The organism is Pseudomonas sp. PGPR40, assembly GCF_022014505.1.
Lineage (GTDB): Bacteria > Pseudomonadota > Gammaproteobacteria > Pseudomonadales > Pseudomonadaceae > Aquipseudomonas.
On sequence record NZ_JAKLSP010000015.1, the window covers coordinates 46,558 to 70,083 of the forward strand.

Sequence of the window (23,526 nt, forward strand, 5' to 3'; positions counted from 1 at the left end):
CAGCGTCTGAAACGGGTTTACTGGATCTGCCCGTGGCAATGCTTGTACTTCTTGCCCGAACCGCAGTAGCACAGCTCGTTACGGCCCAGCTTGTGTTCGCTGCGTACCGGTGCCGTGGCGAGAGCTACATCGACCTCTTCACCCAACACTTCCGGTTGCTCCAGGCCAGGTGCTTCGTCGTGCTGGAACTGCATGCGCGCAGCCAGTGCTTCGGCTTCCTGACGCAGGCGGGCTTCTTCTTCAGCCGGATCTTCGCGGCGAACCTGAACGTGCGACAGCACGCGGATCGAGTCGCGCTTGATCGAATCCAGCAATTCGGAGAACAGCGTGAAGGATTCGCGCTTGTATTCCTGCTTCGGGTTCTTCTGCGCATAACCACGCAAATGGATACCGTGACGCAGGTGATCCATGGTCGACAGGTGGTCTTTCCACAGGTCGTCCAGTACACGCAGAACGATTTGCTTCTCGAAGGTGCGCAGTGCTTCGGCACCGGCCTGGTCTTCTTTCTCGTTGTACGCCGCGATCAGTTCGCTCAGCAGCTTCTCGCGCAGGGTTTCTTCGTACAGGTGATCGTCTTCGTCGAGCCATTGCTGGATCGGCAGTGTCACACCGAAGTCACTCTGCAACGCCGCTTCCAGACCGGCCACGTCCCACTGCTCAGGCAGCGATTGCGGTGGAATGTGGGCGCTGACGGTGGCGTCGAGCACGTCCTGACGGAAATCGGCGATGGTTTCGCCAATGTTGTCGGCGGCCAACAAACTGTTACGCATGTGATAGATCACTTTACGTTGTTCGTTGTTGACGTCGTCGAACTCGAGCAGTTGTTTACGGATGTCGAAGTTGCGGCCTTCAACCTTGCGCTGAGCCTTCTCGATGGCGTTGGTCACCATGCGGTGCTCGATCGCTTCACCGGACTGCATGCCCAGCGCCTTCATGAAGTTCTTCACCCGGTCAGAGGCGAAGATGCGCATCAGGCTGTCTTCCAGCGACAGGTAGAAACGGCTGGAACCGGCGTCACCCTGGCGACCGGCACGACCACGCAACTGGTTGTCGATGCGGCGCGATTCGTGACGCTCGGAAGCGATCACCTGCAAACCGCCCGACTCCAGCACTTGCTGGTGACGTTTTTGCCAGTCGGCCTTGATCTGGGCAATCTGCTCAGGGGTCGGGTCTTCAAGCGAAGCCACTTCCACTTCCCAGTTACCGCCCAACAGGATGTCGGTACCACGACCGGCCATGTTGGTGGCGATGGTCAGTGCGCCCGGACGACCGGCCTGAGCGATGATTTCGGCTTCTTTTTCGTGGAACTTGGCGTTCAGAACCTTGTGTTCGATGCCTTCCTTCACGAGCAGGCTGGACATGTGCTCGGAGGTTTCGATGGTGGCGGTACCCACCAGCACCGGACGGCCCTGAGCCATGCATTCCTTGATGTCAGCGATGATCGCCGCGTATTTCTCTTCGGCGGTCAGGAATACCAGGTCGTTGTAGTCTTTACGCGCCAACGGTTTGTTCGGCGGGATGACCATGACCTGCAGGCCGTAGATCTGATGGAACTCGAACGCTTCGGTGTCCGCTGTACCGGTCATGCCGGACAGCTTGTTATATAGACGGAAGTAGTTCTGGAATGTGGTCGACGCCAGGGTCTGGCTCTCGGCCTGGATGTTCAGGTTTTCCTTGGCTTCGATGGCCTGGTGCAGGCCTTCGGACAAACGGCGACCCGGCATGGTACGGCCGGTGTGTTCGTCGACCAGTACAACCTGACCGTCCTGGACGATGTATTCGACGTTGCGATTGAACAGCTTGTGCGCGCGCAGGCCGGCATAAACGTGGGTCAGCAGGCCGAGGTTATGCGCCGAGTACAGGCTCTCGCCTTCGGCCAGCAGGCCGACGCGGGTCAGCATGTCTTCGATGAACTGGTGACCGGCTTCGTTGAGTTCGACCTGACGGGTCTTCTCGTCCACGGTGTAGTGGCCAGCCTTGGTGACTTCGCCTTCGACTTCTTCGACGTGCAATTCCAGCTGCGGGATCAGTTTGTTGATCTCGATGTACAGCTTGGAGCTGTCCTCGGCCTGACCGGAAATGATCAGCGGGGTACGGGCTTCGTCGATGAGGATGGAGTCGACTTCGTCGATCACGGCAAAATTGAGTTCGCGCTGGAATTTTTCTTCCATGCTGAACGCCATGTTGTCGCGCAGGTAATCGAAACCGAATTCGTTGTTGGTGCCGTAGGTGATGTCGGCGGCGTAAGCGGCGCGTTTCTCTTCCGGCGGCTGGAATGGCGTGACGACGCCAACCGACATGCCGAGGAATTCGTAGAGCGGACGCATCCAGTTGGCGTCTCGGCGGGCCAGGTAGTCGTTCACTGTCACAACGTGCACGCCCTTGCCGGACAGCGCGTTGAGGTAAACGCCCAGTGTCGCCACCAGGGTCTTGCCTTCACCGGTACGCATTTCCGCGATCATGCCTTCATGCAAGGTCATGCCGCCGATCAGCTGGACATCGAAGTGGCGCATACCCATGACGCGCTTGCCGGCTTCGCGGGCGACCGCAAAGGCTTCGGGCAGCAGTTTATCGAGGGTTTCCCCTTTGGCGAGGCGGGCCTTGAACTCGTCGGTCTTGGCACGCAATTGATCGTCCGAAAGGGCTACCATTTGCTCTTCGAAGGCATTGACGAGCTGCACCGTCTTGAGCATGCGTTTGACTTCACGCTCGTTCTTGCTTCCAAAAAGTTTCTTTAACAAAGGCGCAAACATATCGGCAGGATCTTCCACACTAAAGGGATGGAGGGCGGCCCCGTGAGTCGCCCGTGCAGCCCTCATGGCCGCATGCGAACGAGCATTCTACCCGGAAACGATGGTGAGGAAAGTGGCGTTGTTCCACGATGCATGCACGGCGCTGTGACGGGGCTCACTTTAAATAAGGGCTTTTTACTGAACTTCAACCCATCGAGGGCACAAGTTACTCGTTGATTTAATGGGTAAAGCGTTCGCAAAGCAATGGGTCGGGGCAGCGGGAGCTTTCTGTTACCATGGCCGCTCTGTTACTTCAGGTGTCTGATCATGGCATTTCGCCCTCTCACGGCCAGAGCACCCGCCGTTCTGCTTCGCGAAGCCAAACCGCTGAAAGCCATTTTTGGCCACGCTCAACGCCTGGGTCATTTACAACGTCTGGTGGAAAGCCAATTGCAGCCGGCTGCCCGCGAGCATTGCCATGTAGCGTCGTGGCGTGAAGGCAGTTTATTGCTGATTGTCACCGATGGCCACTGGGCCACCCGCCTGCGTTATCAGCAAAAGCGTCTGCAACGCCAGTTACAGCTGTTCGACGAGTTCGCCAGCCTGACGCGGATTCTGTTCAAGGTTCAACCGCCGACCGTTCAGCAAGGGGCGGTGGGGCATACGATGGATTTGTCGACCGATGCGGCAGCGACCATTCAGGCGACGGCTGACGGGATTACCGACCCGAATCTGCGGGCGGCCCTCGAACGCCTGGCGGCGCACGCCAAACCCAAAACCTGAATCCTTCTTACCGATCGTTCCCACGCTCTGCGTGGGAATGCAGCCAGGGACGCTCCGCGTCCCAAAGCGTGACGCAGAGCGTCACAAGAGGCATTCCCACGCAGAGCGTGGGAACGATCAATGATTCAGCGGCGTTTGCTGCCACCGAGCAATGAACCCATCAAGCCGCGCACCAATTGTCGGCCCAATTGATTCGCCGCCTGTCGCATCGCCGATTTCAACGCCTGGCCTGCCGCCGTGCCGAGGAATTCCCCGGCCTGTTCGGTGAAACTCGGCTCTTGAGGTGCAGGTTTGCCCGGTGCGGCTTCGGGATCCGGCGCCAGCCCTTTGCGCCCCATCAGCACTTCATAAGCTGATTCTCGATCGACCGGTTTGTCGTAACGCCCCTTGAACGGCGAACCGGCGATCAGCACAGTGCGTTCGGTCTCGGTCAACGGCCCGATCCGCGATTGCGGCGGTGCAACCAATACACGCTGGACCATTCCCGGTGTGCCCTTGTCTTGCAGGGTGCCGACCAGCGCCTCGCCGATCCCTAATTCGGTCAACACCGACAAGGCTTCAAATGCCGGGTTCGGCCGGAAACCGTCGGCCACCGCGCGCAGGGATTTCTGCTCTTTGGCGGTAAACGCGCGCAAGCCGTGCTGAATGCGCAGGCCCAGTTGAGCCAACACATCATCCGGCAAGTCGCCCGGCGATTGAGTGACGAAATACACCCCCACGCCTTTCGAGCGGATCAGTCGCACCACCTGCTCCAGACGCTCCTGCAACGCCTTGGGCGTACCGGCGAACAACAAGTGCGCTTCGTCGAAAAACAGCGCCAGCAGCGGTTTCTCGGCATCGCCGCGTTCCGGCAGTTGCTCGAACAGTTCGGCCAGCAACCACAGCAGGAACGTCGCATAGACCTTCGGTGCTTCGTGCACCAGCCGACTGGCGTCGAGCAAGTGAATGCGCCCGCGACCATCCACGGCCGGTTGCAACATGTCTTCCAGTTGCAGCGCCGGTTCGCCGAACAACGCTTCAGCGCCCTGCTGTTCCAGCGTCGCCAAACGGCGCAACAGCGCCTGGCTGGAACCGGTGGTCATCAACGCGGCGTCATCCCCCAGCAATTCGGGGCTGTCGCGCAGGTGATTGAGCAGCGCCTTCAGATCCTTCAAATCCAGCAGCAATAGCCCTTCGCGGTCGGCCACTTTGAACGCGGCATAGAGGGCCGACTGCTGACTGTCAGTCAGTTCCAGCAGGCTGCCGAGCAGCAACGGGCCCATTTCGCTCAAGGTGGTGCGCAGTGGATGACCGGACTGACCGTTAATGTCCCACAGGGTCACCGGATACGCCTGAGGCTTATGGTTCAGCCAGGGCATCCCGGCGATCCGCTCGGCGACCTTGCCTTGAGGGTTGCCGGCGGCGCCCAGGCCGCACAGGTCGCCTTTGATGTCCGCCGCGAACACCGCCACGCCGGCATCGCTGAAGGCTTCGGCCAGACGCTGCAAGGTGACGGTTTTACCGGTCCCGGTAGCGCCCGCCACCAGGCCGTGACGGTTGGCCAGGCGCATGGCCTGGGCGATGGACTGGCCCGCGAGATCGGCGCCGATAACGAGTTGCGATGAGTCAGGCATTTTGTCACCCATGGTTAATCTTTGATCCTTCATGGCCGATAACAAGCGAGAGATCAGACTGAAAAATAGCGTCGGTACTTCCCTAAGGAGAGACGGAAATATCAGCTTACTTTCAACACTGCCCATTTTGCGCGCCTTTATAAAAGCACGCCCTGGACATTAAGACTTTAGCGGACCCCCAAGCCATGAATAAAAATCTGCGCTTCAGCCATAAAATACTGCTTGCCGCCGCCCTCATCGTAATTGCTGCCTTTGCCTCGTTCACGCTGTACAACGACTATTTGCAGCGTAATGCGATACGCAAGGATCTGGACAACTATCTGCAAGAAATGGGCAGTGTGACGGCCAACAATATCCAGACCTGGCTGACCGGACGTAGCTTGCTGATCGAAAACCTGTCACAGAACGTCGCACTGAACGCCGACACCGACAACGTCTCGAAACTACTTGAGCAGAAGGCGGTGACCTCGACCTTCATGGGCGCCTATCTGGGCAACAAGGATGGCACCTTCATCATCCGCCCCGACAGCAAAATGCCCGATGGCTATGACCCTCGCGTCCGGCCTTGGTACAAGAGTGCCCAAAGCACCGGCGGCTCGGCACTGACCGAACCGTACATCGATCTGGCATCCGGCCAACTTGTCATTTCCATCGTCAATAATGTGCTCAAGGACGGTCAAAGCATCGGCGTAGTCGGTGGCGACCTGAGTTTGCAGGTGATCGCCGACAGCCTCAACGCGCTGGACTTCGACGGCATGGGTTATGCCTTTCTGATCAGCGCCGATGGCAAGATCCTGGTTCACCCGGACAAAGCCCTGGCGATGAAGTCCCTGAACGAGGCGTATCCGAAAAACACCCCACGCATCAGCAGCGAACTCAGTGAAATCGAGGTCAACGGCAAGACCCGCATCGTCACGTTCACCCCCATCAAAGGCTTGTCCTCGGTCAATTGGTCCATCGGTCTGTCGGTGGATAAAGACAAAGCTTTCTCGATGCTCAGCGAATTCCGCGCCTCGGCAGTCGTCGCGACTGTGATTGCCGTGGCAATCATCATCGCCTTGCTCGGCATGCTGATCCGCTTGCTGATCCAGCCGTTGCACGTCATGACCCGCGCCATGGAAGACATTGCCGACGGTGAGGGCGACCTGACCAAGCGCCTGACCATCCAGAATCAGGACGAATTCGGCATCCTCGGCACGGCGTTCAACCGTTTCGTGGAACGGGTTCATACGTCGATCCGCGAAGTGTCGTCGGCCACCGGGCAAGTCAACGAAGTGGCCTTGCGTGTAGTGGCAGCCTCGAACTCGTCGATGTTCAATTCCGACCAACAGGCCTCGCGCACCAGCAGCGTGGCCGCGGCGATCAACCAGCTCGGCGCCGCCGCCCAGGAAATCGCCCGCAACGCCGCGCAAGCGTCGAATCAGGCCAGCGACGCGCGAAGCCTGGCCGAAGACGGCCAGCACGTGGTGGATCGCAGCATTGCCGCAATGAATCAGCTGTCGAGCATGCTCAGTGCCTCGAGTACCAACATCGAATCGCTGAACAGCAAAACCGTGAACATCGGACAGATTCTCGAAGTGATCACGAGCATCTCCCAGCAAACCAACCTGCTGGCGCTGAACGCGGCCATTGAAGCGGCGCGGGCCGGTGAAGCCGGGCGCGGTTTTGCCGTGGTGGCCGACGAGGTGCGCAACCTGGCACACCGCACTCAGGAATCGGCACAACAGGTGCAGACCATGATCGAAGAGCTGCAAGTCGGCGCCCGCGAATCGGTCAGCACCATGAGCGACAGCCAGCGCCACAGCCAGGACAGCGTGGAAATCGCCAACCTGGCCGGCGAGCGCCTGAACAGCGTGACGTTGCGCATCGGCGAAATCGACGGCATGAACCAGTCCGTGGCCACGGCGACCGAGGAACAGACGGCGGTGGTTGAGTCGATCAACGTGGATATCACCGAGATCAACACGTTGAACCAGGAAGGCGTGGAAAACCTGCAATCGACGTTGCGTGCGTGCTCGGACCTTGAGCAGCAGGCTTCGCGATTGAAGCAGTTGGTGGGTAGTTTCCGGATTTAGTGCCTGAACTGGCCCCTTCGCGAGCAAGCCCGCTCCCACAGTGGACCGCGTCCGCCCGGACAGCTCGGTCAATGTGGGAGCGGGCTTGCTCGCGAAGGCGTCCATTCAGACACCGCAACCCCCTCTGACACCCCACCGCACAACCCCAATCGAACATCTATCCTTCATATAGGTCAATCAAAGGAGACCGGACCGGAGGAATGTTCATCGTGCATATCGCTGACATAACCATGTTCTACGCCCCTGCCAGCGGTGGCGTGCGCACTTATCTGGATGCCAAACACCGTCGCCTGGGCAGCAAGCCAGGCATTCGTCACAGTTTGCTGGTTCCCGGGGCGCATTTCAGTGAACAGGACGGTGTTTACACGGTTCCGGCCCCTGCCCTGCCCTTTGGCAAGGGTTATCGCTTTCCCCTCCGTCTCGCGCCATGGCGCAATGTTCTGCGGGATTTGCAGCCCGATCTGATTGAAGTCGGCGATCCTTACCTGACCGCCTGGGCTGCTTTGGACGCCAAGCGGCAACTCGATGTGCCGGTAATCGGTTTTTACCACTCGGATCTGCCGCTGCTGGTCAGCAATCGCATGGGTAACTGGGTGACACCCAATGTCGAAGCTTATGTCTGCAAGCTCTATGGCAACTTCGATCGGGTTCTGGCGCCGAGTCAAATCATGGCCGACAAACTGATCGGGTTGGGCGTGAAGAACGTTTTCGTCCAGCCGCTGGGTGTCGATCTGCAAACGTTCAACCCCAGTGCACGGGATCCAGGTTTGCGGGCCGCATTCGGCATTGATGAAAACACTCATCTGCTGATATTCGCCGGCCGTGGATCCAAGGAAAAAAACCTGCCGGTGCTGCTCAAATGCATGAAGCGCCTGGGTCGTCGCTATCACCTGCTACTGGTGGGTTCGTCGATGCCGACCCTGGTGCCGCGCAATGTCACCGTCCTCGATCAGTTCTACCCGGCGGCGCAAGTCGCGCGGTTGATGGCCAGTGCCGATGCGCTGGTGCATGCCGGCGATCAGGAAACCTTTGGTCTGGTGGTTCTCGAAGCCATGGCCAGCGGCATTCCGGTGGTGGCCGTGGCCGCCGGGGCCTTTCAGGAAATTGTCACCGATCAATGCGGCCTGCTTTGCGCACCGAACAATCCAGCAGCGATGGCCAATGCTGTACGCGAACTGTTCAGCCAGGGCAGCGCCGTGCTGGGCAAACAAGCCCGCAGCCATGTCGAGCAGCATTACGCCTGGGATATCGTGGTCGACAGCCTGTTGGGTCACTATCACGCCGTACTCGGCACTCAATGGCCACTGACCGCCAATGGTTGAGCCCATGAACGCGCCCAGCCTGTTACTGGTGTTGCACGACGTTGCGCCGCCAACCTGGCCCGATTACCAAACCTTCGTCGAAGCCGTCGACGCGCTGGGTGAGGTGCCTATAACCTGGCTGGTAGTACCAAATTTCCACAAGCATAACGACCTGGACGCGTATCCGGCGTTTCGACGTTTGCTGACCCGCCGCGTCGCTCGCGGCGACGAACTGGCACTGCACGGTTACTTCCATTGCGATGAAGGACCAATCCCTATCACTCCCCGAGACTGGTTCATGCGTCGAATCTACACCCATGAAGGCGAGTTCTACGACCTGTCACAGGAAGCCGCCCTCACCCGCCTGCGCGCCGGAATAGAGGTGTTCCACCGTTACAGCTGGTCATTGGAAGGTTTCGTCGCTCCGGCCTGGCTGATGAGCGAAGGCACCCGCCAAGCCTTGCGTCAGGTACCGCTGCGCTACACCAGCGACTCGCAACATCTGTATCGATTGCCGGATTTCACCGCGATAGATGCTCCGTGCCTGGTCTGGAGCGCGCGCAGCGCCTGGCGTCGGGGTCTGTCGAAAATCGTCAGCGATCAACGCGAACAACGCTGGCGCCAGACGCCGGTGATTCGTCTCGGCCTGCATCCGGTGGACATGCGCCATGAGTTCTCGCGTCACTACTGGCTGCAAACCCTCAAGCGCTTGCTCGACGAGGGCCGTGTGCCGATGACCAAGGCCAACTGGCTGGCACAGCAACGCGACGCCGTCGGTCGCGCCGCATGAGCCGCGGGATTCTGTTGGTCGTCGCCCTGCTCGCTGCGGTGCTCATCCCGGCGTTGCTGGGCGGCGGCGAGACATGGTCGCGGTTGCAAAGTTTTCCACTGAAGTGGCTGCTGATCATGTTCGGCATGATCCTGCTCTGCTGGATGCTCAACACCCTGCGTTTGCGCCTGTTGCTGGGGGATCAGCGCGGCAAGGTAAGTCGTTTCAAAAGTCTTGGGGTGGTGATGTCCGCCGAATTCGCCTACTGCGCCACCCCCGGCGGCAGTGGCGGACCGCTGACCATCATGGCGTTGCTGGCACGTCACGGCGTGCGGCCGGCCAGGGGCAGCGCCGTGTTCGCCATGGACCAGTTGAGCGATCTGCTGTTTTTTCTCTGCGCGCTAAGCGGGATTCTGATTTATGCACTGTTCCAGCACCTCAGTCAGCGCATGGAATGGCTGCTGACCGTCAGCGCCATCTCGATGTTTGGCGGGCTGTTCAGTTGCGTATTAGCGGCTCGCTATCACCGCGCGCTGATTCGTCTGAGTGGTCGGTTACTTGCTCGCCTCAATGTCAAAGGCACCACCCGGATGCGTTGGGCACGAAAGCTCTTGCACTTCCTGGCAGCGTTCACTGACACACTGAAGTTGCCTTTTCAGACATTGATAACGGTGTTTGCACTGACCTGCCTGCATTGGCTCTTGCGGTATAGCGTGTTGTATCTGGCGTTGCGTGGGCTGGGCGTGGATTTGCAGTGGGCCTGGTGCTTTCTGATCCAGATGCTGTCGCTGAGTGCCGGGCAGTTCAGCCTGTTGCCGGGTGGGGCCGGGGCGGCGGAACTGACGTCGGCGGCGCTACTGGCGCCCATGGTCGGAAAATCCACCGCGGCGGCGGCGATTCTGATCTGGCGGACAGTGACCTATTACTTCTATCTGGTGGTCGGTGGCCCGGTGTTTTTGCTGATGCTCGGGCGACCCTTGCTCAGGAAGTTGATGAAGCTCAAGCAGGCTTAAACGATTTCCTGTGGCGAGGGGGCTTGCCCCCTCGCCACAGTCCTGCAACTGCTCCCACAACTCGGCGGCACCGGGAAACTCCGTGCCGTCTTCGGGGCTCAGGTCATCCGGATCATAACGACTCAAACAGCCCTCACCCACTGTGGCGGGTGCTTTGGAAGTGGCTTTGTCCAATGGATCGGCCATGGTCATGTTCTCTCTTCATCTGGATCGTTCCCCCGCTCTGCGTGGGAACGATCCGTAGACCATCAGAACACCACGGTTTTATTGCCATGCACCAACACCCGGTCTTCCAGGTGATAACGCAAACCACGGGCCAGCACCATCTTTTCGACATCACGACCGAATCGCACCATGTCTTCAATGCTGTCGCTGTGGCTGACGCGCACTACGTCCTGCTCGATGATCGGACCGGCATCCAGCTCTTCGGTCACGTAGTGGCAAGTGGCACCGATCAACTTCACACCGCGCATCGAAGCCTGATGATATGGCTTGGCCCCAACGAACGATGGCAGGAAGCTGTGGTGAATGTTGATGACTTTATGGGCATATTCACTGCACAGCTCGGGCGGCAGAATCTGCATGTAACGGGCAAGCACTACCACTTCGGCCTCGTGCTGTTTGACCAGACGCGAAACTTCGGAGAAGGCCGGCTCCTTGTTCTGTGGGTTGACCGGGACATGGTAATAAGGAATACCGTGCCACTCGACCATGCTGCGCAAATCATCATGGTTGGAAATCACGCAGGCGATTTCACAGTCCAGTTCATCGCTGTGCCAGCGGTGCAGCAAATCAGCCAGGCAGTGGGATTCACGGCTGGCCATCAACACCACGCGCTTCTTCTGCTCGGTGTCGGTGATTCGCCAGTCCATCGAGAACTCTTCGGCAATCGGTGCAAACGCTTCGCGAAAGGCTTCGATACCGAAAGGCAGCGAATCGGCACGAATTTCGTGACGCATGAAGAACCAGCCACTGAGATTGTCCGAGTGATGGCTCGCTTCAGTGATCCAGCCGTTATGGGACGCCAGAAAGTTACTGACTTTAGCAACGATGCCGACGCGGTCCGGGCAAGCAATCACCAGCCGAAAAGTGCGCATGAGGGGGAAACTCCAGAACTTCGCAAAGGCCGCCATTCTAGCGATTACGCAGCAAAACTGCAGTATTGATGACGTGTGGCCTTGCATCACGGTCCGAGGCACAGGTTCCGGCAGCGCCATTCGTCAATGCGATGGTGCTCTTGTAGCCAGTCTTCAACAGGTCAACTGTGAATATTTGTGACGCTATTTAACGGCCCCTCAAATGTGCGCCCTATTCAGAACTAATTTAAATAAAACTCTGGTTAAATGTTTACTTGATGAAACACCCTGACTATTATTGGCGCACTGTCACCCTGCCATTCAGCGCCCAACATAAGGTAGTCCTCATGTCCTTGATCAACGAATATCGCGCCACCGAAGAAGCTATCAAAGAGCTGCAAGCCCGTTTGAAGAACCTGTCCCAAGACGACAAACTGCAAACCGAGCTGGAATTCGAAGGCAAACTGCGCACCTTGATGGGCGAATACTCCAAATCCCTGCGTGACATCATCGCGCTGTTGGATCCAGAGTCCAAAACCAAGGCTCCACGTGGCGGCGCAGTAAAAACTACTGGCACCAAGCGTGCTCGCAAAGTTAAACAATACAAAAACCCGCACAACGGTGAAGTCATCGAAACCAAAGGTGGCAACCACAAGACTCTGAAAGAGTGGAAAGCCAAGTGGGGCGGTGACGTGGTTGAAGGCTGGGCTACCCTGCTGGGCTAAGCCGCAAGCTTGTCGTGGACCGATCCGCGACCTGAAGAACGCCAGCAAATGCTGGCGTTTTTTTATGCCCGGAATTCAAGTGAAGATCATTTTCGTTTTCAAAGATTCAAACGATTGCGTAATACCTGGACATGATTTTGCCATTCATTCAGGACCTCTCGCTGAAACGATGTAGCATTTATCGTCAATTGCGCGGCTTCCTTCAGAAAACTTTCCAGCGTATTTGGCGCGCCCCACTCCGGCGCAGTCAAACGTTGCTGACAGAAAATTCGCCAGCGCTCTTGCTCTTCAAAGCTCAACGTATCGGGAAAGTTGCGTGCGCGATAACGAAACAACAATTCAGGCAAACGTTCATCATCGAAAGGCCACTGTTCTTGTGCTAATTGCGCAGGGTCGGCGATTCTGACTTGCTCACATAGACGCCGGTCCCGATCACCGATAAAACCGTCGTATAACTGTTGCTCGGGGTCCAGGCTCGGAGAGAAATCGTCGCTGGCGTAAATCCCCGTTACTTTATCTCGCCAAACTTGTTGTGCGTCACTTAGCCGCAGTGCCCGCTGCTGATAAAGCGCCATATCCAGCCCCAAACGTTGCTGATCCAGAGGACGAAGTACCGACAATGGCGCCACTACCGGGCACTTGTTTATGTGTATGAGCTTGAGCGGCACCGGCAGTTCGCCTTCGGCCAAGTCATCGCGGCGGGTATAAAGCCGCTGACGCAAGGTTTCGGCATCCAGATCGAGCAGCCCCTGAGGGTCCAGGTGCAAGTCACAGACAATCAGCGCGTTGCGATTGCGTGGATGCCAAGCCAATGGCAGCACCACGCCCACATAGTTGCGGGCCGCCGAAAAGCGTCCGGAAATATGCACCATCGGCTGCAACAGCCGAATTTGATCCATGACCTTTTGTTTGCTGCGCAATTGAAACAACCACTCATACAACTTCGGCTGTTTTTCCCGAATCAGACGCGCCAGGGCGATGGTGGCGCGAACGTCCGACAGCGCCTCGTGTGCATGCCCGTGATCGATGCCATTGGCGGCGGTCAGACGTTCGAGTTTGAGCGTGACTCGCCCTTCGTCGTCCTTGGGCCAGACGAGGCCATCGGGACGCAAGGCATAAGCTGCGCGCACCACATCAATCAGGTCCCAGCGGCTGTTGCCACCCTGCCACTCCCGTGCATAAGGGTCGAAAAAGTTTCGATACAGGCTGTAACGGGTCATCTCATCGTCGAAACGCAGGGTGTTGTATCCCGCCCCACAGGTACCGGGCGCCGCGAGCTGGGCATGAACCCGTGTCATGAAATCGGCTTCGCTCAAACCTTGCTCGGCCAGACAACCGGGCGTAATACCGGTGATCGCGCACGCCGCCGGATGAGGCAGGATGTCGTCACTGGGCTGGCAATAAAGGTTGACCGGTTCGTCTATTTCATTGAGAGCGAAGTCGGTGCGAATCCCCGCCACTTGCAGCGGGCGATCGCAACGGGGGTTGATGCCCGTGGTTTCGTAGTCGTACCAGAAGATTGAAGTCACGGGCGGTTCCTGAACTGAAGATCGGCGAAGTCTAGGCGCACGACCGCCATCGCGGCCAGCACCGCATCATTCAATCACTTCGCGTCACATGATGTGCAATACATAGTTATGTCGTTTTCCCCCGAGAGGCTGCTAGCATCGGACAGACATCGAATCCAGGCTACATCAAGGTTGCCCATGCTCGAGCCCACAGCACCGCCACGGAAAGCAACGCTGGCCCCGCCACTGGACACGCGGTATCACGTCGAAACGCCCGAAGGCATCGATTTGCCACTGCGCCCGGCCGGGTTGATGGTACGTGCGCTGGCGTTCGCCATCGACCTGGGCCTGCGTGGGTTGGTCCTGGGCCTGCTGTTTATTGTGTTGGCGTTTCTCGGAAAACTCGGTGCAGGGCTTGGCTCGATTCTGCTGTTCGTGGTGAGCTGGTGGTACATGGTGTTGTTCGAGGTGCTCAATCAGGGCCGTTCGCCGGGCAAGCAATGGATGGGGTTGCGCGTGGTGCAGGACGATGGCACGCCGATCGGCTGGTCCGCGTCCTTGCTGCGCAACCTGCTGCGATTTGTCGACATGCTGCCGTTCGGTTATTTCCTCGGGGCGATCAGTTGCCTGCAACATCCCACCTTCAAGCGCCTCGGCGACCTGGCCGCTGGCACGCTGGTGATCTACCGCGAACAACCACTCAGCCGCCCCCAACTGCCGGATGTCCCGCCCCGGCGCGCAGCCTTCGCGCTGACGCTGTCCGAGCAACGCGCCATCCTCGGGTTTGCCGAACGCCAGGGCGAACTCTCCGGGGCGCGGGCCAATGAACTGGCCTCGATACTCGCGCAACCGTTGCAGGTATCGAAGCCACAGGCGGTGGCCGAACTCAACGGCATCGCCCGTGGACTGTTGGGGCCCACATGAAGCAAAGCCTGTTCGAAAGTCGCCACAGCGCCGAATGGGAGCAGTTTGCACTCATGCTTGAACGGCTGGAACGAGGCAAGGACGCCTCTGGAATCGCCAGTTTCCCCAGCGACTATCGACGGATCTGTCACCACCTGGCCCTCGCTCGGGAGCGCGGTTACAGCAGTTTCCTGATCGACTCATTGCAGCAGCAGGTGCTGCGCGGGCATCAACAGCTTTATCGCCATCGCAGTCGACTGGGTGCCAACGCGCTAAGTTTCATCCTCGCCGACTTCCCGCGACTGGTGCGTGAGCAGTGGCGTTTCGTCCTTGCCGCCAGCCTGATGTTTTTTGGCAGCCTGATCGGCTTCGCATTGCTGGTGTATCTGTTCCCGGAGCTGGTCTACAACCTGATCCCGGCCGAACAGGTCAGTGAGATGCAAAGCATGTACGACCCCGTCGCCGGTCATTTGGGACGTTCGGCCGAACGGGCGGCCAGTGAAGACTGGGTGATGTTCGGTTATTACATCATGCACAACATCGGCATCGCTTTTCAGACCTTCGCCAGCGGTTTGCTGTTTGGCCTGGGCAGCGCGTTTTTCCTGTTCTACAACGGGTTGATGATCGGTGCGGTGGCCGGGCACCTGACGCACATCGGCTATGGGCAAACCTTTTGGTCGTTCGTGATCGGCCACGGCGCCTTCGAACTGAGCGCCATTGCCCTGGCCGGTGCCGCAGGCCTGCAACTGGGCTGGGCCTTGATCGCGCCGGGACGCTTGCCACGCGCCGAAGCCCTGCTACTGGCTGCGCGCAAGAGCGTGTTGCTGATTTGCGGGGCCATGCTGTTTCTGCTGATTGCGGCGTTTATCGAAGCCTACTGGTCGTCGCGGACCGGGCTCACGCCGCTGACCAAATACCTGGTCGGCGCGGCGCTCTGGTTGTTGGTCGCGACTTATCTGCTGTTCGCCGGACGGGCTCGCCATGCGCCTGAGTGATGCCAGTGTGGTGATCCGTCCACGCACGACCTGGGAAGCCATGGACCTGGGAGTGCTGCTGAGCCAGCGCCATCGACGCCTGTTGATGACCAGTTGGGCGGTCGTGACCTTGCCGATCTTCGCCCTGCTCACCTTGCTGCTGTGGGATTCGCCCTCCCTTGTCGTATTCCTGTTCTGGTGGCTCAAACCGGCGTTCGATCGGCTGCCGCTGTACATCCTGTCCAAAGCCATGTTCGGCGAAACCCCCACGCTGAAACAGGCCCTGCGCCAATGGCCACGCCTGCTAATGCCGCAATTGCTGGTCAGCCTGACCTGGCGTCGCTTGAGCCTGAGCCGCAGTTTTCTGATGCCGGTGGTGCAACTCGAAGGTTTGGGGGGCGAAGCACGCCAACAACGTTTGCGCGTGTTGCTACAGCGCAACGCGGGTGCCGCACGATGGCTGACGATCATCGGCGTGCATCTGGAAACCGCGCTATGGATCGGCTTGATGGTGCTGTTCTATATGCTCTTGCCACAACAGATCGAACTCGACTGGGGCTGGCAGACCTTGATTACCGCCGCCACACAAGACTGGCGCTGGCTGGAACACCTGACCAATACCTTTTACGTTCTGGTGCTGATTGTCTGGGAACCGATTTATGTGGCCTGCGGTTTCAGCCTTTATCTGAACCGGCGCACGCAGCTGGAAGCCTGGGATATAGAGCTGGTCTTTCGCCGAATGCGCCAACGCTTGAGCAGCGCGGTCGTCACGCTGCTGCTGGCCGCGGTCCTGTTGGTGCCGATGATGCCAAACGTCTGGGCCGCCGAACCGGTTATCTCACCGGACAGTCCGCGTCTGTTGGACCAACCACTGACCAGCCAGGCCTCCCGGGACAGCATCAAGGCCATCCTCGAACAACCACCGTTCAAGAACAAGGAAACGGTCACGCGCTATCGCTTTGGCGAAGACAAACCCGCTTCCGAAACTGCGGACAATGGTCAAACACCGGCATGGCTGAAGGCGCTGTTCAGCTTGCTGGACAGCCCACGCTTTGGGGTATTGGCCAGCGTGATCGAAGTGTTGCTGTGGGGCACGGTGATCGGCGCCATTGGGCTGTTGATCTGGCGTTACCGCGACTGGCTGCGGGCCTTTGTCAGCCGCCGACCAACGTCAAATCGCAAAGTCGCGCAGCCATTACCGCAGCAGGCGTTCGGCCTGGACCTCAACCGCGAAACCCTGCCCGCCGACATTGCAGCCAGCGCCGAAAACCTCTGGCAGACCAATCCCCGTGAAGCCCTCGGATTGCTCTATCGCGCCCTGCTCAGCCACTTGTTGCACGACTTCAACATGGCGCTCAAACCCGCCGATACCGAAGGCGAAGTGCTTCAGCGCGTTGAACAATTGCAACAACCTGCCTTGCTGGCCTTCAGTAAAAACCTCACCGGGCACTGGCAAAACATGGCGTATGGGCATCGATTGCCCCCCGCGCATTTGCAACAGGAACTTTGTGATGGCTGGCGCGCGCTGTTCGGTCCGGGAGCGATCCGTTGAACCGGCGTTTATGGCTTTCGGTCGGTGCGATCATCGCCCTGCTCGTGTGTGCGCTGAGCGTTTACCTGTATTTCAAGGCCATACCCTATCAGGCAGAAATCGATCATGGCCCGTCCCCCGAAGCCCAGGCCAACCCCTATCTGGCGGCTGAGCATTTTCTGCGCAAACAAGGCCTCACCGTCAATCACGCCAACACCCTCGACATCTTGCCGACTCTCGAGCCCTATCAGCGCAGTTTGTTGTTGCTCGGCGATCGGACGAATATGTCGCCGCGACAGGTGAATCAGGTGTTGAACTGGACCCGGGCCGGTGGACGTCTTTTATTCGTCGCCGAAGCCCTGTGGGATGAGAAGGCCGGTCAGAGCAATGACCTGCTGCTCGACCGGGTGCAGCTGCACCAGTCCCTGAGCAAAGACCTCAAGGAACCGCCGCCCGATCCTGTTGACGATCCCTACCCCAAACTGACCAAGCTTTATTTGGAAAACGAAGAGGCCCCGGCCTACTTCAGCTTCGATACCGCGTTCCACCTCGACGACCCGAAAAACCTCGCCCAGGCCTGGGCCAACAGCGGCAAGGCCACGCACATGATGCAACTGATTCACGGGCACGGTTCGATCACCGTGGTCACCGACGCCGACCTCTGGAAAACCCCGGCCATCGACCAGTACGACAATGCCTGGCTGCTGTGGTACCTGACGGCCGACACCGACGTGACCCTGCTGTTCAATACCGATCACGACAGCTTGCTGACCTTGCTATGGCGCTACTTCCCACAAGCCTTGGTGGCCCTGATCGCCTTGATCGGTTTCGGGTTCTGGCATGTCGGCGTGCGTAACGGTCCGTTGCTGGAGCCGGCGCCAAGAGCGCGCCGTCAGCTTCAGGAACACCTGCGTGCCAGCGCCGATTTCATGCTCCGTCACAATGGTCAGCACAGCCTGTTGCAAGCCTTGCAACAAGACATCCTGCGTCGTGTCCGTCACCGTCATCCCGGTTTTGAACAACTTGTCGTTGCCGAACAATGGCTGGTGCTCGCACGCCTGACTGGCCAACCCACACGCGCCATCAGCCAGGCCATGAGCCCGCGACCGAAGCAGCGGCTGTCCAGTGCTGAATTCAGCCGTCAGGTCGCCCACCTGCAAACCTTGAGGAACGCCTTATGAGTGAACAGTTCGAGCCCGGCACACAGCCCCACGCCAACCAGCAGCGCCAGCGCGCCAGCCAGTTGGCCCAAGCGATACGGACGGAATTGCAGAAAGCCGTAATCGGCCAGGACAGCGTGATCGACGATGTGCTCACCGCCCTGATCGCTGGCGGCCATGTGCTGCTCGAAGGCGTGCCGGGGTTGGGCAAGACGTTGTTGGTGCGCGCCCTCGCTCGCTGCTTCGGCGGTGAATTCGCACGGATCCAGTTCACCCCGGACCTGATGCCCAGCGATGTCACCGGGCACGCGGTGTACGACTTGCAAACCGAGCAATTCAAACTGCGCAAAGGCCCATTGTTCACCAATCTGCTGCTCGCCGACGAGATCAACCGCGCCCCGGCGAAAACCCAGGCAGCGCTGCTCGAAGCCATGCAGGAACGCCAGGTCACCCTTGAAGGCCGTGCCCTGCCCATCGCGCAACCGTTCATGGTGCTCGCCACGCAAAACCCCATCGAACAGGAAGGCACTTATCCTTTGCCGGAAGCTGAACTCGACCGTTTCATGCTCAAGGTGCGGATGGACTATCCCGATGCCGATCAGGAATTGAACATGGTGCGCCAGGTCAGCCGCTCGACCCGGGCCGACATGCTTGATGTGCAACCGTTGCGCACCGTGTTGCAAGCCAAGGACGTGCTGGCCTTGCAGCGCATTGCCAGTGATCTGCCGCTGGACGATCAGGTGCTTGATTATGCCGTGCGCCTGGCCCGCACCACCCGGACCTGGCCAGGGTTGACCCTCGGTGCCGGGCCACGCGCCTCCATTGCATTGGTACGTTGCGCCCGCGCCCGGGCCTTGTTGCGCGGGGGTGAGTTTGTGATTCCCGATGACATCAAAGGCTGCGCGCCGGCCGTTCTGCGTCATCGTGTGCGAATTGCCCCGGAGCTTGACATCGAAGGGCTGGAAGTCGATCAGGTGCTCAAGCAATTGCTCGATCAAGTCCCGGCGCCGCGCCTGTGAACACGGTCATGCAGACCAACCCTGTGGCGAGGGAGCTTGCTTTCGCTGGGGTGCGAAGCAGCCTCAAAACCAGGCGATGCGCGATGTCAGGCAAACCGCACCTACCTGTTTTACGACGGCTGCGCAGTCGAGCGGGAGCAAGCTCTCTCGCCACAAAAAGCTCTTTTGCCACAAAAGGTATGCGCCGATGAAACCTTCGCGCCTGCTGCTGATCTGGCTCGCAATGCTGTTGGCCATCGGCATCGTGCTGGGCGCATTGCGGGCACTGGACATCGAGGTTCCAACGAGCCTTTTGTCAATCAACTGGGGATTGCTGTTAGCGCTGCTGGCTTTGGCGATACTCGACGCCATCCGCCTCAAACGCCTGCCCTCGCCCCGCGTACAACGGCAAATGCCTGGCAGCCTGGCGCTCGGTCGATGGAGTGAAGTGCGACTGGAGGTCGAGCACGATTGTGCTCAACCACTGAACGTACACATCTTCGACCATGTGCCGCACGGCCTGGACTTCGAACACCTTCCATTGTCCGTCGAACTGCAACCCGGCCAGCAAAGCCTGATCGGCTATCGATTGCGCCCGCTAAAGCGCGGGCACTTCACCTTCGAACACTGCGAATTCCACCTGCCAAGCCCCATGGGCCTGTGGTCCGACAAACGCCTGCTGCACAGGGTTGATCACACCCGCGTCTACCCCGACTTCGCCCGTCTCCACAGCGGACAACTGCTGGCGGTGGACAACTGGCTGAGCCAGCTCGGCGTACGCCAGCGTCAACGTCGCGGCCAGGGGCAGGAATTCCATCAATTGCGCGAATTTCGCGAAGGCGACAGCCTGCGCCAGATCGACTGGAAAGCCACCGCCCGCCATCGCACTCCCATCGCCCGGGAGTACGGAGACGAGCGCGACCAGCAGATCATTTTCCTGCTCGACTGCGGCCGACGCATGCGCAGCCAGGACGGCGAACTGTCCCACTTCGATCATGCATTGAACGCCTGTCTGCTGCTCGCCTACACCGCGTTACGTCAAGGCGATGCCGTCGGCCTGAGCACCTTTGCCAGCGATCAGCCCCGCTACCTCGCCCCGGCCAAAGGCAGCGGCCAGCTCAATGTACTGCTCAACACCGTCTACGACCTGGACAGCAGCCAACGCCCCGCCGACTACCAGACCGTTGCCAACCAATTGCTCGCCCGGCAAAAGCGCCGGGCGCTGCTGGTGCTGGTGACCAACCTGCGGGATGAGGACGATGAAGAGCTGCTTACCGCCGTCAAGCGTTTAGGCCAACAGCACCGCGTGTTACTGGCGAGCCTGTGCGAAGAGAGGCTCGACAGCCTGCGGCATGGGCAGGTGCAGACCTTGACGGATGCACTGGCCTATTGTGGGACGGTGGAATATTTGAATGCACGGGACGAACTCCATGAGCGATTGTGCGCCCATGGAATACTTGTGCTGAATGTCCGGCCTCAACAGTTGGGTGCACAGCTACTGACACAATATCTGCATTGGAAAAAAGCAGGCGCAATGTGACAGCACGCAGGATTGCGAGCGGGTGATTAAGCCGAAATAACGGAAGCCTGGCTCCTACAAAAAAATCGGTGTGTTCAGGCAGAGGTCGGCAACGGCTGAAAGCTGAAGTACTGCTGTAACGCCATCACCAATTGCCCATACTCCGGCGGTGCCCGTTGCAGGCTGAAGCCGGCGTCATAGTGGTGGGGGGTTGCGTCCTCGTGACACCACAGACAAGAGGCGTTGAGGTCGATCACCTGCTGACAATTGCCGTCCATGGGGATTTTCAGGCGCAGATCAAAAACGGCGCCCACCATCATCGGCAACTGGCTGATCAGCATCAACCCGTCCTCGGACAGATTGCCCAGAAAGCCAATGGGCTTGTCGGTGACGCTGTTGAACACTTTGAGAAAATACGGCAGTTGATGCCGCTCGATCCGGCGGTCAGTGAACATGCTGATTTCGCTACGCAAGGCCCTTAAGCAGGGCCGCACTAATGCTTCGGAACGGGCCTGATCTATTGCTTTATTAGCATAAGCCGCGCTCTCCCCGATCCCGGTGCGACAGTCCATCCAGCCGCTGTCACTTACTGCTGCCGATCACAGGTGTTACCTCGAATTAGAAACAAGGCTCTAAACCGATTTATTCGACTATAGCTCACCGCCGCCGGTCAGCCAGACATTCAGTGACAACGGCTATCAGAACGGCGTCGGGCGTACCATCGCCGCCGCGCTGCGGGTCGGGTAATGCCCCAGACTCTGCAAGGTTTCCAGGCGGGCACGGGCGCGGTAGGCGTATTCGCTCTGCGGGTACGAGGCGATGATGAACTGGTAAGTCTGGACCGCGTCGATGAACATTTTCTGCCGTTCCAGGCACTGGCCGCGCATCATCGAGACTTCCGGCCACACATAAGGCCGCGCGCGGCTGGCGCGCTCGACCTTGGACAGTTCGAGCATCACCTGCTCGCAGTTGCCGCGCTCATAGGCGCTGTAGGCGTTATTCAAATGGTGGTCCATCGACCAACGGGTGCAGCCCACAACACTGAGGGCAAGGATGGCAATGAGCACGAATCGCATGGGGGATCTCCTGTCTTGCGCTCTGTATCGACTCGTGGCCAGAAATCTTCAGGAGCATTTGCACCAGGCTGTACCGTTCAATAAAGAAAGCAATAAGTAGTGCAAACGAACAATGACTACACCCACGGACCATAGTAGCCTCTGCTTGCGCTTGAACTCAGGAGTCTTTGCATGTCCGTCCGTCGTACCAAAATCGTCGCTACCCTTGGCCCGGCCAGTAACTCGCCGGAAGTTCTCGAACAGTTGATTCTGGCTGGCCTGGACGTCGCCCGTCTGAACTTCTCCCACGGCACCCCCGACGAGCACAAGGCTCGCGCGAAGCTGGTGCGTGACCTCGCCGCCAAGCACGGCCGCTTCGTCGCCCTGCTGGGTGACCTGCAAGGCCCGAAAATTCGTATCGCCAAATTCGCCAACAAGAAGATCGAGCTGAAGATCGGTGATCAGTTCACCTTCTCTACCAGCCATCCGCTGACCGAAGGCAACCAGCAAGTGGTCGGCATCGACTACCCGGACCTGGTGAAAGACTGCGGCGTGGGCGACGAGCTGTTGCTCGACGACGGCCGCGTGGTCATGCGCGTCGATACCGCCACCGCCACCGAGTTGCACTGCACCGTGACCATCGGCGGCCCGCTGTCGGACCACAAAGGCATCAACCGTCGCGGTGGCGGCCTGACCGCACCGGCCCTGACCGAGAAAGACAAGGCCGATATCAAGCTCGCCGCCGAAATGGAAGTCGACTACCTCGCGGTGTCCTTCCCGCGTGACGCCGCCGACATGGAATACGCCCGTCAACTGCGCGACGAAGCCGGCGGTACTGCCTGGCTGGTGGCGAAGATCGAACGCGCCGAAGCCGTGGCCGACGACGAAACCCTCGACGGCCTGATCAAAGCCTCCGACGCGGTGATGGTGGCCCGTGGTGACCTGGGTGTGGAAATCGGCGACGCCGAGCTGGTGGGCATTCAGAAGAAAATCATTCTGCACGCACGCCGCCACAACAAGGCTGTGATCGTCGCGACCCAGATGATGGAGTCGATGATCCAGAACCCGATGCCAACCCGCGCCGAAGTGTCCGACGTAGCCAACGCCGTGCTCGACTACACCGACGCCGTGATGCTCTCGGCCGAAAGTGCTGCCGGTTTGTACCCGCTGGAAGCCGTACAGGCCATGGCGCGCATCTGCATCGGCGCTGAAAAGCACCCGACCAGCAAGACCTCCAGTCACCGCATCGGCAAGGTCTTCGAAAGCTGCGACCAGAGCATCGCACTGGCAGCCATGTACACCGCTAACCACTTCCCGGGCGTGAAGGCGATCATCGCGTTGACCGAAAGTGGCTACACGCCGTTGATCATGTCGCGCATCCGTTCCTCGGTGCCGATCTACGCGTTCTCCCCGCACCGCGAAACCCAGGCCCGGGCGTCCATGTTCCGTGGCGTCTACACCGTTCCGTTCGACCCGGCATCCTTGCCGCCTGAGCAAGTCAGCCAGGCCGCGATCGACGAGTTGCTCAAATTGGGTGTGGTCGAGAAAGGCGATTGGGTCATCCTGACCAAGGGCGACAGTTACCACACCATCGGTGGCACCAACGGGATGAAAATCCTGCACGTTGGCGACAAGATGGTCTGAGTACCGGACCGCTGAAAAACAAAAGCCCCGCCATGTGAATGGCGGGGCTTTTTGGTGATCGTTCCCACGCGCAGCAAAGGAATGCCTCAACGGACGCTCCGCGTTCGGCTTTTGGGACGCAGAGCGTCCCGGGCTGCATTCCCACGC

Annotated in this window: 19 protein-coding genes and 2 pseudogenes; 14 read left to right on the forward strand and 7 right to left on the reverse strand. The window is 59.3% G+C overall.

What is annotated here, in order from left to right:
- Positions 1-17 precede the first annotated feature (17 nt).
- On the reverse strand, positions 18-2,753 hold the full coding sequence (secA, locus tag MEB48_RS14520; RefSeq protein WP_237884852.1) for a preprotein translocase subunit SecA: 2,736 nt from the start codon (positions 2,751-2,753) through the stop codon (positions 18-20).
- Between the two features lie 306 nt (positions 2,754-3,059).
- On the opposite strand from secA, the gene MEB48_RS14525 reads away from it, so the two are divergent.
- On the forward strand, positions 3,060-3,515 hold the full coding sequence (locus tag MEB48_RS14525; protein WP_237884853.1) for a DUF721 domain-containing protein: 456 nt from the start codon (positions 3,060-3,062) through the stop codon (positions 3,513-3,515).
- Positions 3,516-3,640: 125 nt separating this feature from the next.
- On the opposite strand, the gene MEB48_RS14530 is transcribed toward MEB48_RS14525, so the two are convergent.
- The gene (locus MEB48_RS14530; RefSeq protein ID WP_237884854.1) at positions 3,641-5,128 is read right to left on the reverse strand and encodes a helicase HerA-like domain-containing protein; all 1,488 of its coding nucleotides are present in this window, start codon (positions 5,126-5,128) and stop codon (positions 3,641-3,643) included.
- Positions 5,129-5,313: 185 nt separating this feature from the next.
- On the opposite strand from MEB48_RS14530, the pseudogene MEB48_RS29395 reads away from it, so the two are divergent.
- The 5 genes and pseudogenes from MEB48_RS29395 to MEB48_RS14550 all read left to right on the forward strand — a co-directional run.
- Positions 5,314-6,345, forward strand: a pseudogene (locus tag MEB48_RS29395) (HAMP domain-containing protein); the annotation flags it as partial.
- A gap of 93 nt (positions 6,346-6,438) precedes the next feature.
- Complete coding sequence (locus MEB48_RS29400) at positions 6,439-7,203, forward strand: methyl-accepting chemotaxis protein (RefSeq protein WP_442969097.1); 765 nt, start codon at positions 6,439-6,441, stop codon at positions 7,201-7,203.
- A gap of 200 nt (positions 7,204-7,403) precedes the next feature.
- Positions 7,404-8,525 carry a glycosyltransferase family 4 protein gene (locus MEB48_RS14540; RefSeq protein WP_237884856.1) on the forward strand — a complete coding sequence of 374 codons (1,122 nt, stop codon included), beginning with the start codon at positions 7,404-7,406 and terminating at the stop codon, positions 8,523-8,525.
- Positions 8,518-9,294, forward strand: a complete 777-nt coding sequence (locus tag MEB48_RS14545) for a DUF2334 domain-containing protein (RefSeq protein WP_237884857.1) — start codon at positions 8,518-8,520, stop codon at positions 9,292-9,294. The genes MEB48_RS14540 and MEB48_RS14545 overlap by 8 nt, the downstream gene beginning before the upstream one ends.
- Positions 9,291-10,286, forward strand: coding sequence for a lysylphosphatidylglycerol synthase transmembrane domain-containing protein (locus MEB48_RS14550; RefSeq protein WP_237884858.1), 996 nt, complete (start codon positions 9,291-9,293; stop codon positions 10,284-10,286). The genes MEB48_RS14545 and MEB48_RS14550 overlap by 4 nt, the downstream gene beginning before the upstream one ends.
- A 39-nt stretch (positions 10,287-10,325) precedes the next feature.
- Here MEB48_RS14550 and MEB48_RS29405 read toward each other — a convergent pair.
- Together MEB48_RS29405 and purU are read right to left on the reverse strand one after the other, a co-directional pair.
- A pseudogene (locus MEB48_RS29405) lies at positions 10,326-10,472 on the reverse strand (hypothetical protein); the annotation flags it as partial.
- 62 nt (positions 10,473-10,534) lie between these two features.
- A complete protein-coding gene (gene purU, locus MEB48_RS14555) occupies positions 10,535-11,383 on the reverse strand; it encodes a formyltetrahydrofolate deformylase (RefSeq protein ID WP_237884859.1) in 849 nt (282 codons plus the stop codon).
- A 326-nt stretch (positions 11,384-11,709) separates the two neighbouring features.
- Here purU and mvaT point away from each other — a divergent pair, with 326 nt between their 5' ends.
- Entirely contained in the window at positions 11,710-12,087 is a 378-nt protein-coding gene (mvaT, locus tag MEB48_RS14560) for a histone-like nucleoid-structuring protein MvaT (RefSeq protein ID WP_007933316.1), read from the forward strand.
- Between the two features lie 98 nt (positions 12,088-12,185).
- On the opposite strand, the gene sbcB is transcribed toward mvaT, so the two are convergent.
- Positions 12,186-13,616, reverse strand: coding sequence for an exodeoxyribonuclease I (gene sbcB, locus MEB48_RS14565; protein ID WP_237884860.1), 1,431 nt, complete (start codon positions 13,614-13,616; stop codon positions 12,186-12,188).
- A gap of 177 nt (positions 13,617-13,793) precedes the next feature.
- Between sbcB and MEB48_RS14570 the strand changes: the two genes are divergently transcribed.
- The 6 genes from MEB48_RS14570 (at position 13,794) to MEB48_RS14595 (ending at position 20,701) form a co-directional block, all read left to right on the forward strand.
- Positions 13,794-14,519 (forward strand): RDD family protein, encoded by a 726-nt coding sequence (locus tag MEB48_RS14570; protein ID WP_237884861.1) that lies wholly within the window; start codon positions 13,794-13,796, stop codon positions 14,517-14,519.
- Entirely contained in the window at positions 14,516-15,493 is a 978-nt protein-coding gene (locus tag MEB48_RS14575) for a stage II sporulation protein M (RefSeq protein WP_237884862.1), read from the forward strand. The genes MEB48_RS14570 and MEB48_RS14575 overlap by 4 nt, the downstream gene beginning before the upstream one ends.
- Positions 15,480-17,024, forward strand: a complete 1,545-nt coding sequence (locus MEB48_RS14580; protein ID WP_237884863.1) for a DUF4129 domain-containing protein — start codon at positions 15,480-15,482, stop codon at positions 17,022-17,024. Before MEB48_RS14575 ends, MEB48_RS14580 begins: the two co-directional genes overlap by 14 nt.
- Positions 17,021-18,184, forward strand: a complete 1,164-nt coding sequence (locus MEB48_RS14585) for a DUF4350 domain-containing protein (protein ID WP_237884864.1) — start codon at positions 17,021-17,023, stop codon at positions 18,182-18,184. The genes MEB48_RS14580 and MEB48_RS14585 overlap by 4 nt, the downstream gene beginning before the upstream one ends.
- Positions 18,181-19,182: an AAA family ATPase gene (locus tag MEB48_RS14590; RefSeq protein ID WP_237884865.1), complete on the forward strand. Its 1,002-nt coding sequence runs from the start codon at positions 18,181-18,183 to the stop codon at positions 19,180-19,182. Before MEB48_RS14585 ends, MEB48_RS14590 begins: the two co-directional genes overlap by 4 nt.
- A 187-nt stretch (positions 19,183-19,369) precedes the next feature.
- A complete protein-coding gene (locus tag MEB48_RS14595; protein WP_237884866.1) occupies positions 19,370-20,701 on the forward strand; it encodes a DUF58 domain-containing protein in 1,332 nt (443 codons plus the stop codon).
- 74 nt (positions 20,702-20,775) lie between these two features.
- Here MEB48_RS14595 and MEB48_RS14600 read toward each other — a convergent pair whose 3' ends face one another.
- On the reverse strand, positions 20,776-21,135 hold the full coding sequence (locus MEB48_RS14600) for a PilZ domain-containing protein (protein ID WP_237884867.1): 360 nt from the start codon (positions 21,133-21,135) through the stop codon (positions 20,776-20,778).
- 243 nt (positions 21,136-21,378) lie between these two features.
- Entirely contained in the window at positions 21,379-21,756 is a 378-nt protein-coding gene (locus MEB48_RS14605; RefSeq protein WP_237884868.1) for a tetratricopeptide repeat protein, read from the reverse strand.
- A 171-nt stretch (positions 21,757-21,927) separates the two neighbouring features.
- Between MEB48_RS14605 and pyk the strand changes: the two genes are divergently transcribed.
- A complete protein-coding gene (gene pyk, locus MEB48_RS14610; protein ID WP_095054382.1) occupies positions 21,928-23,379 on the forward strand; it encodes a pyruvate kinase in 1,452 nt (483 codons plus the stop codon).
- Positions 23,380-23,526: the final 147 nt, after the last annotated feature.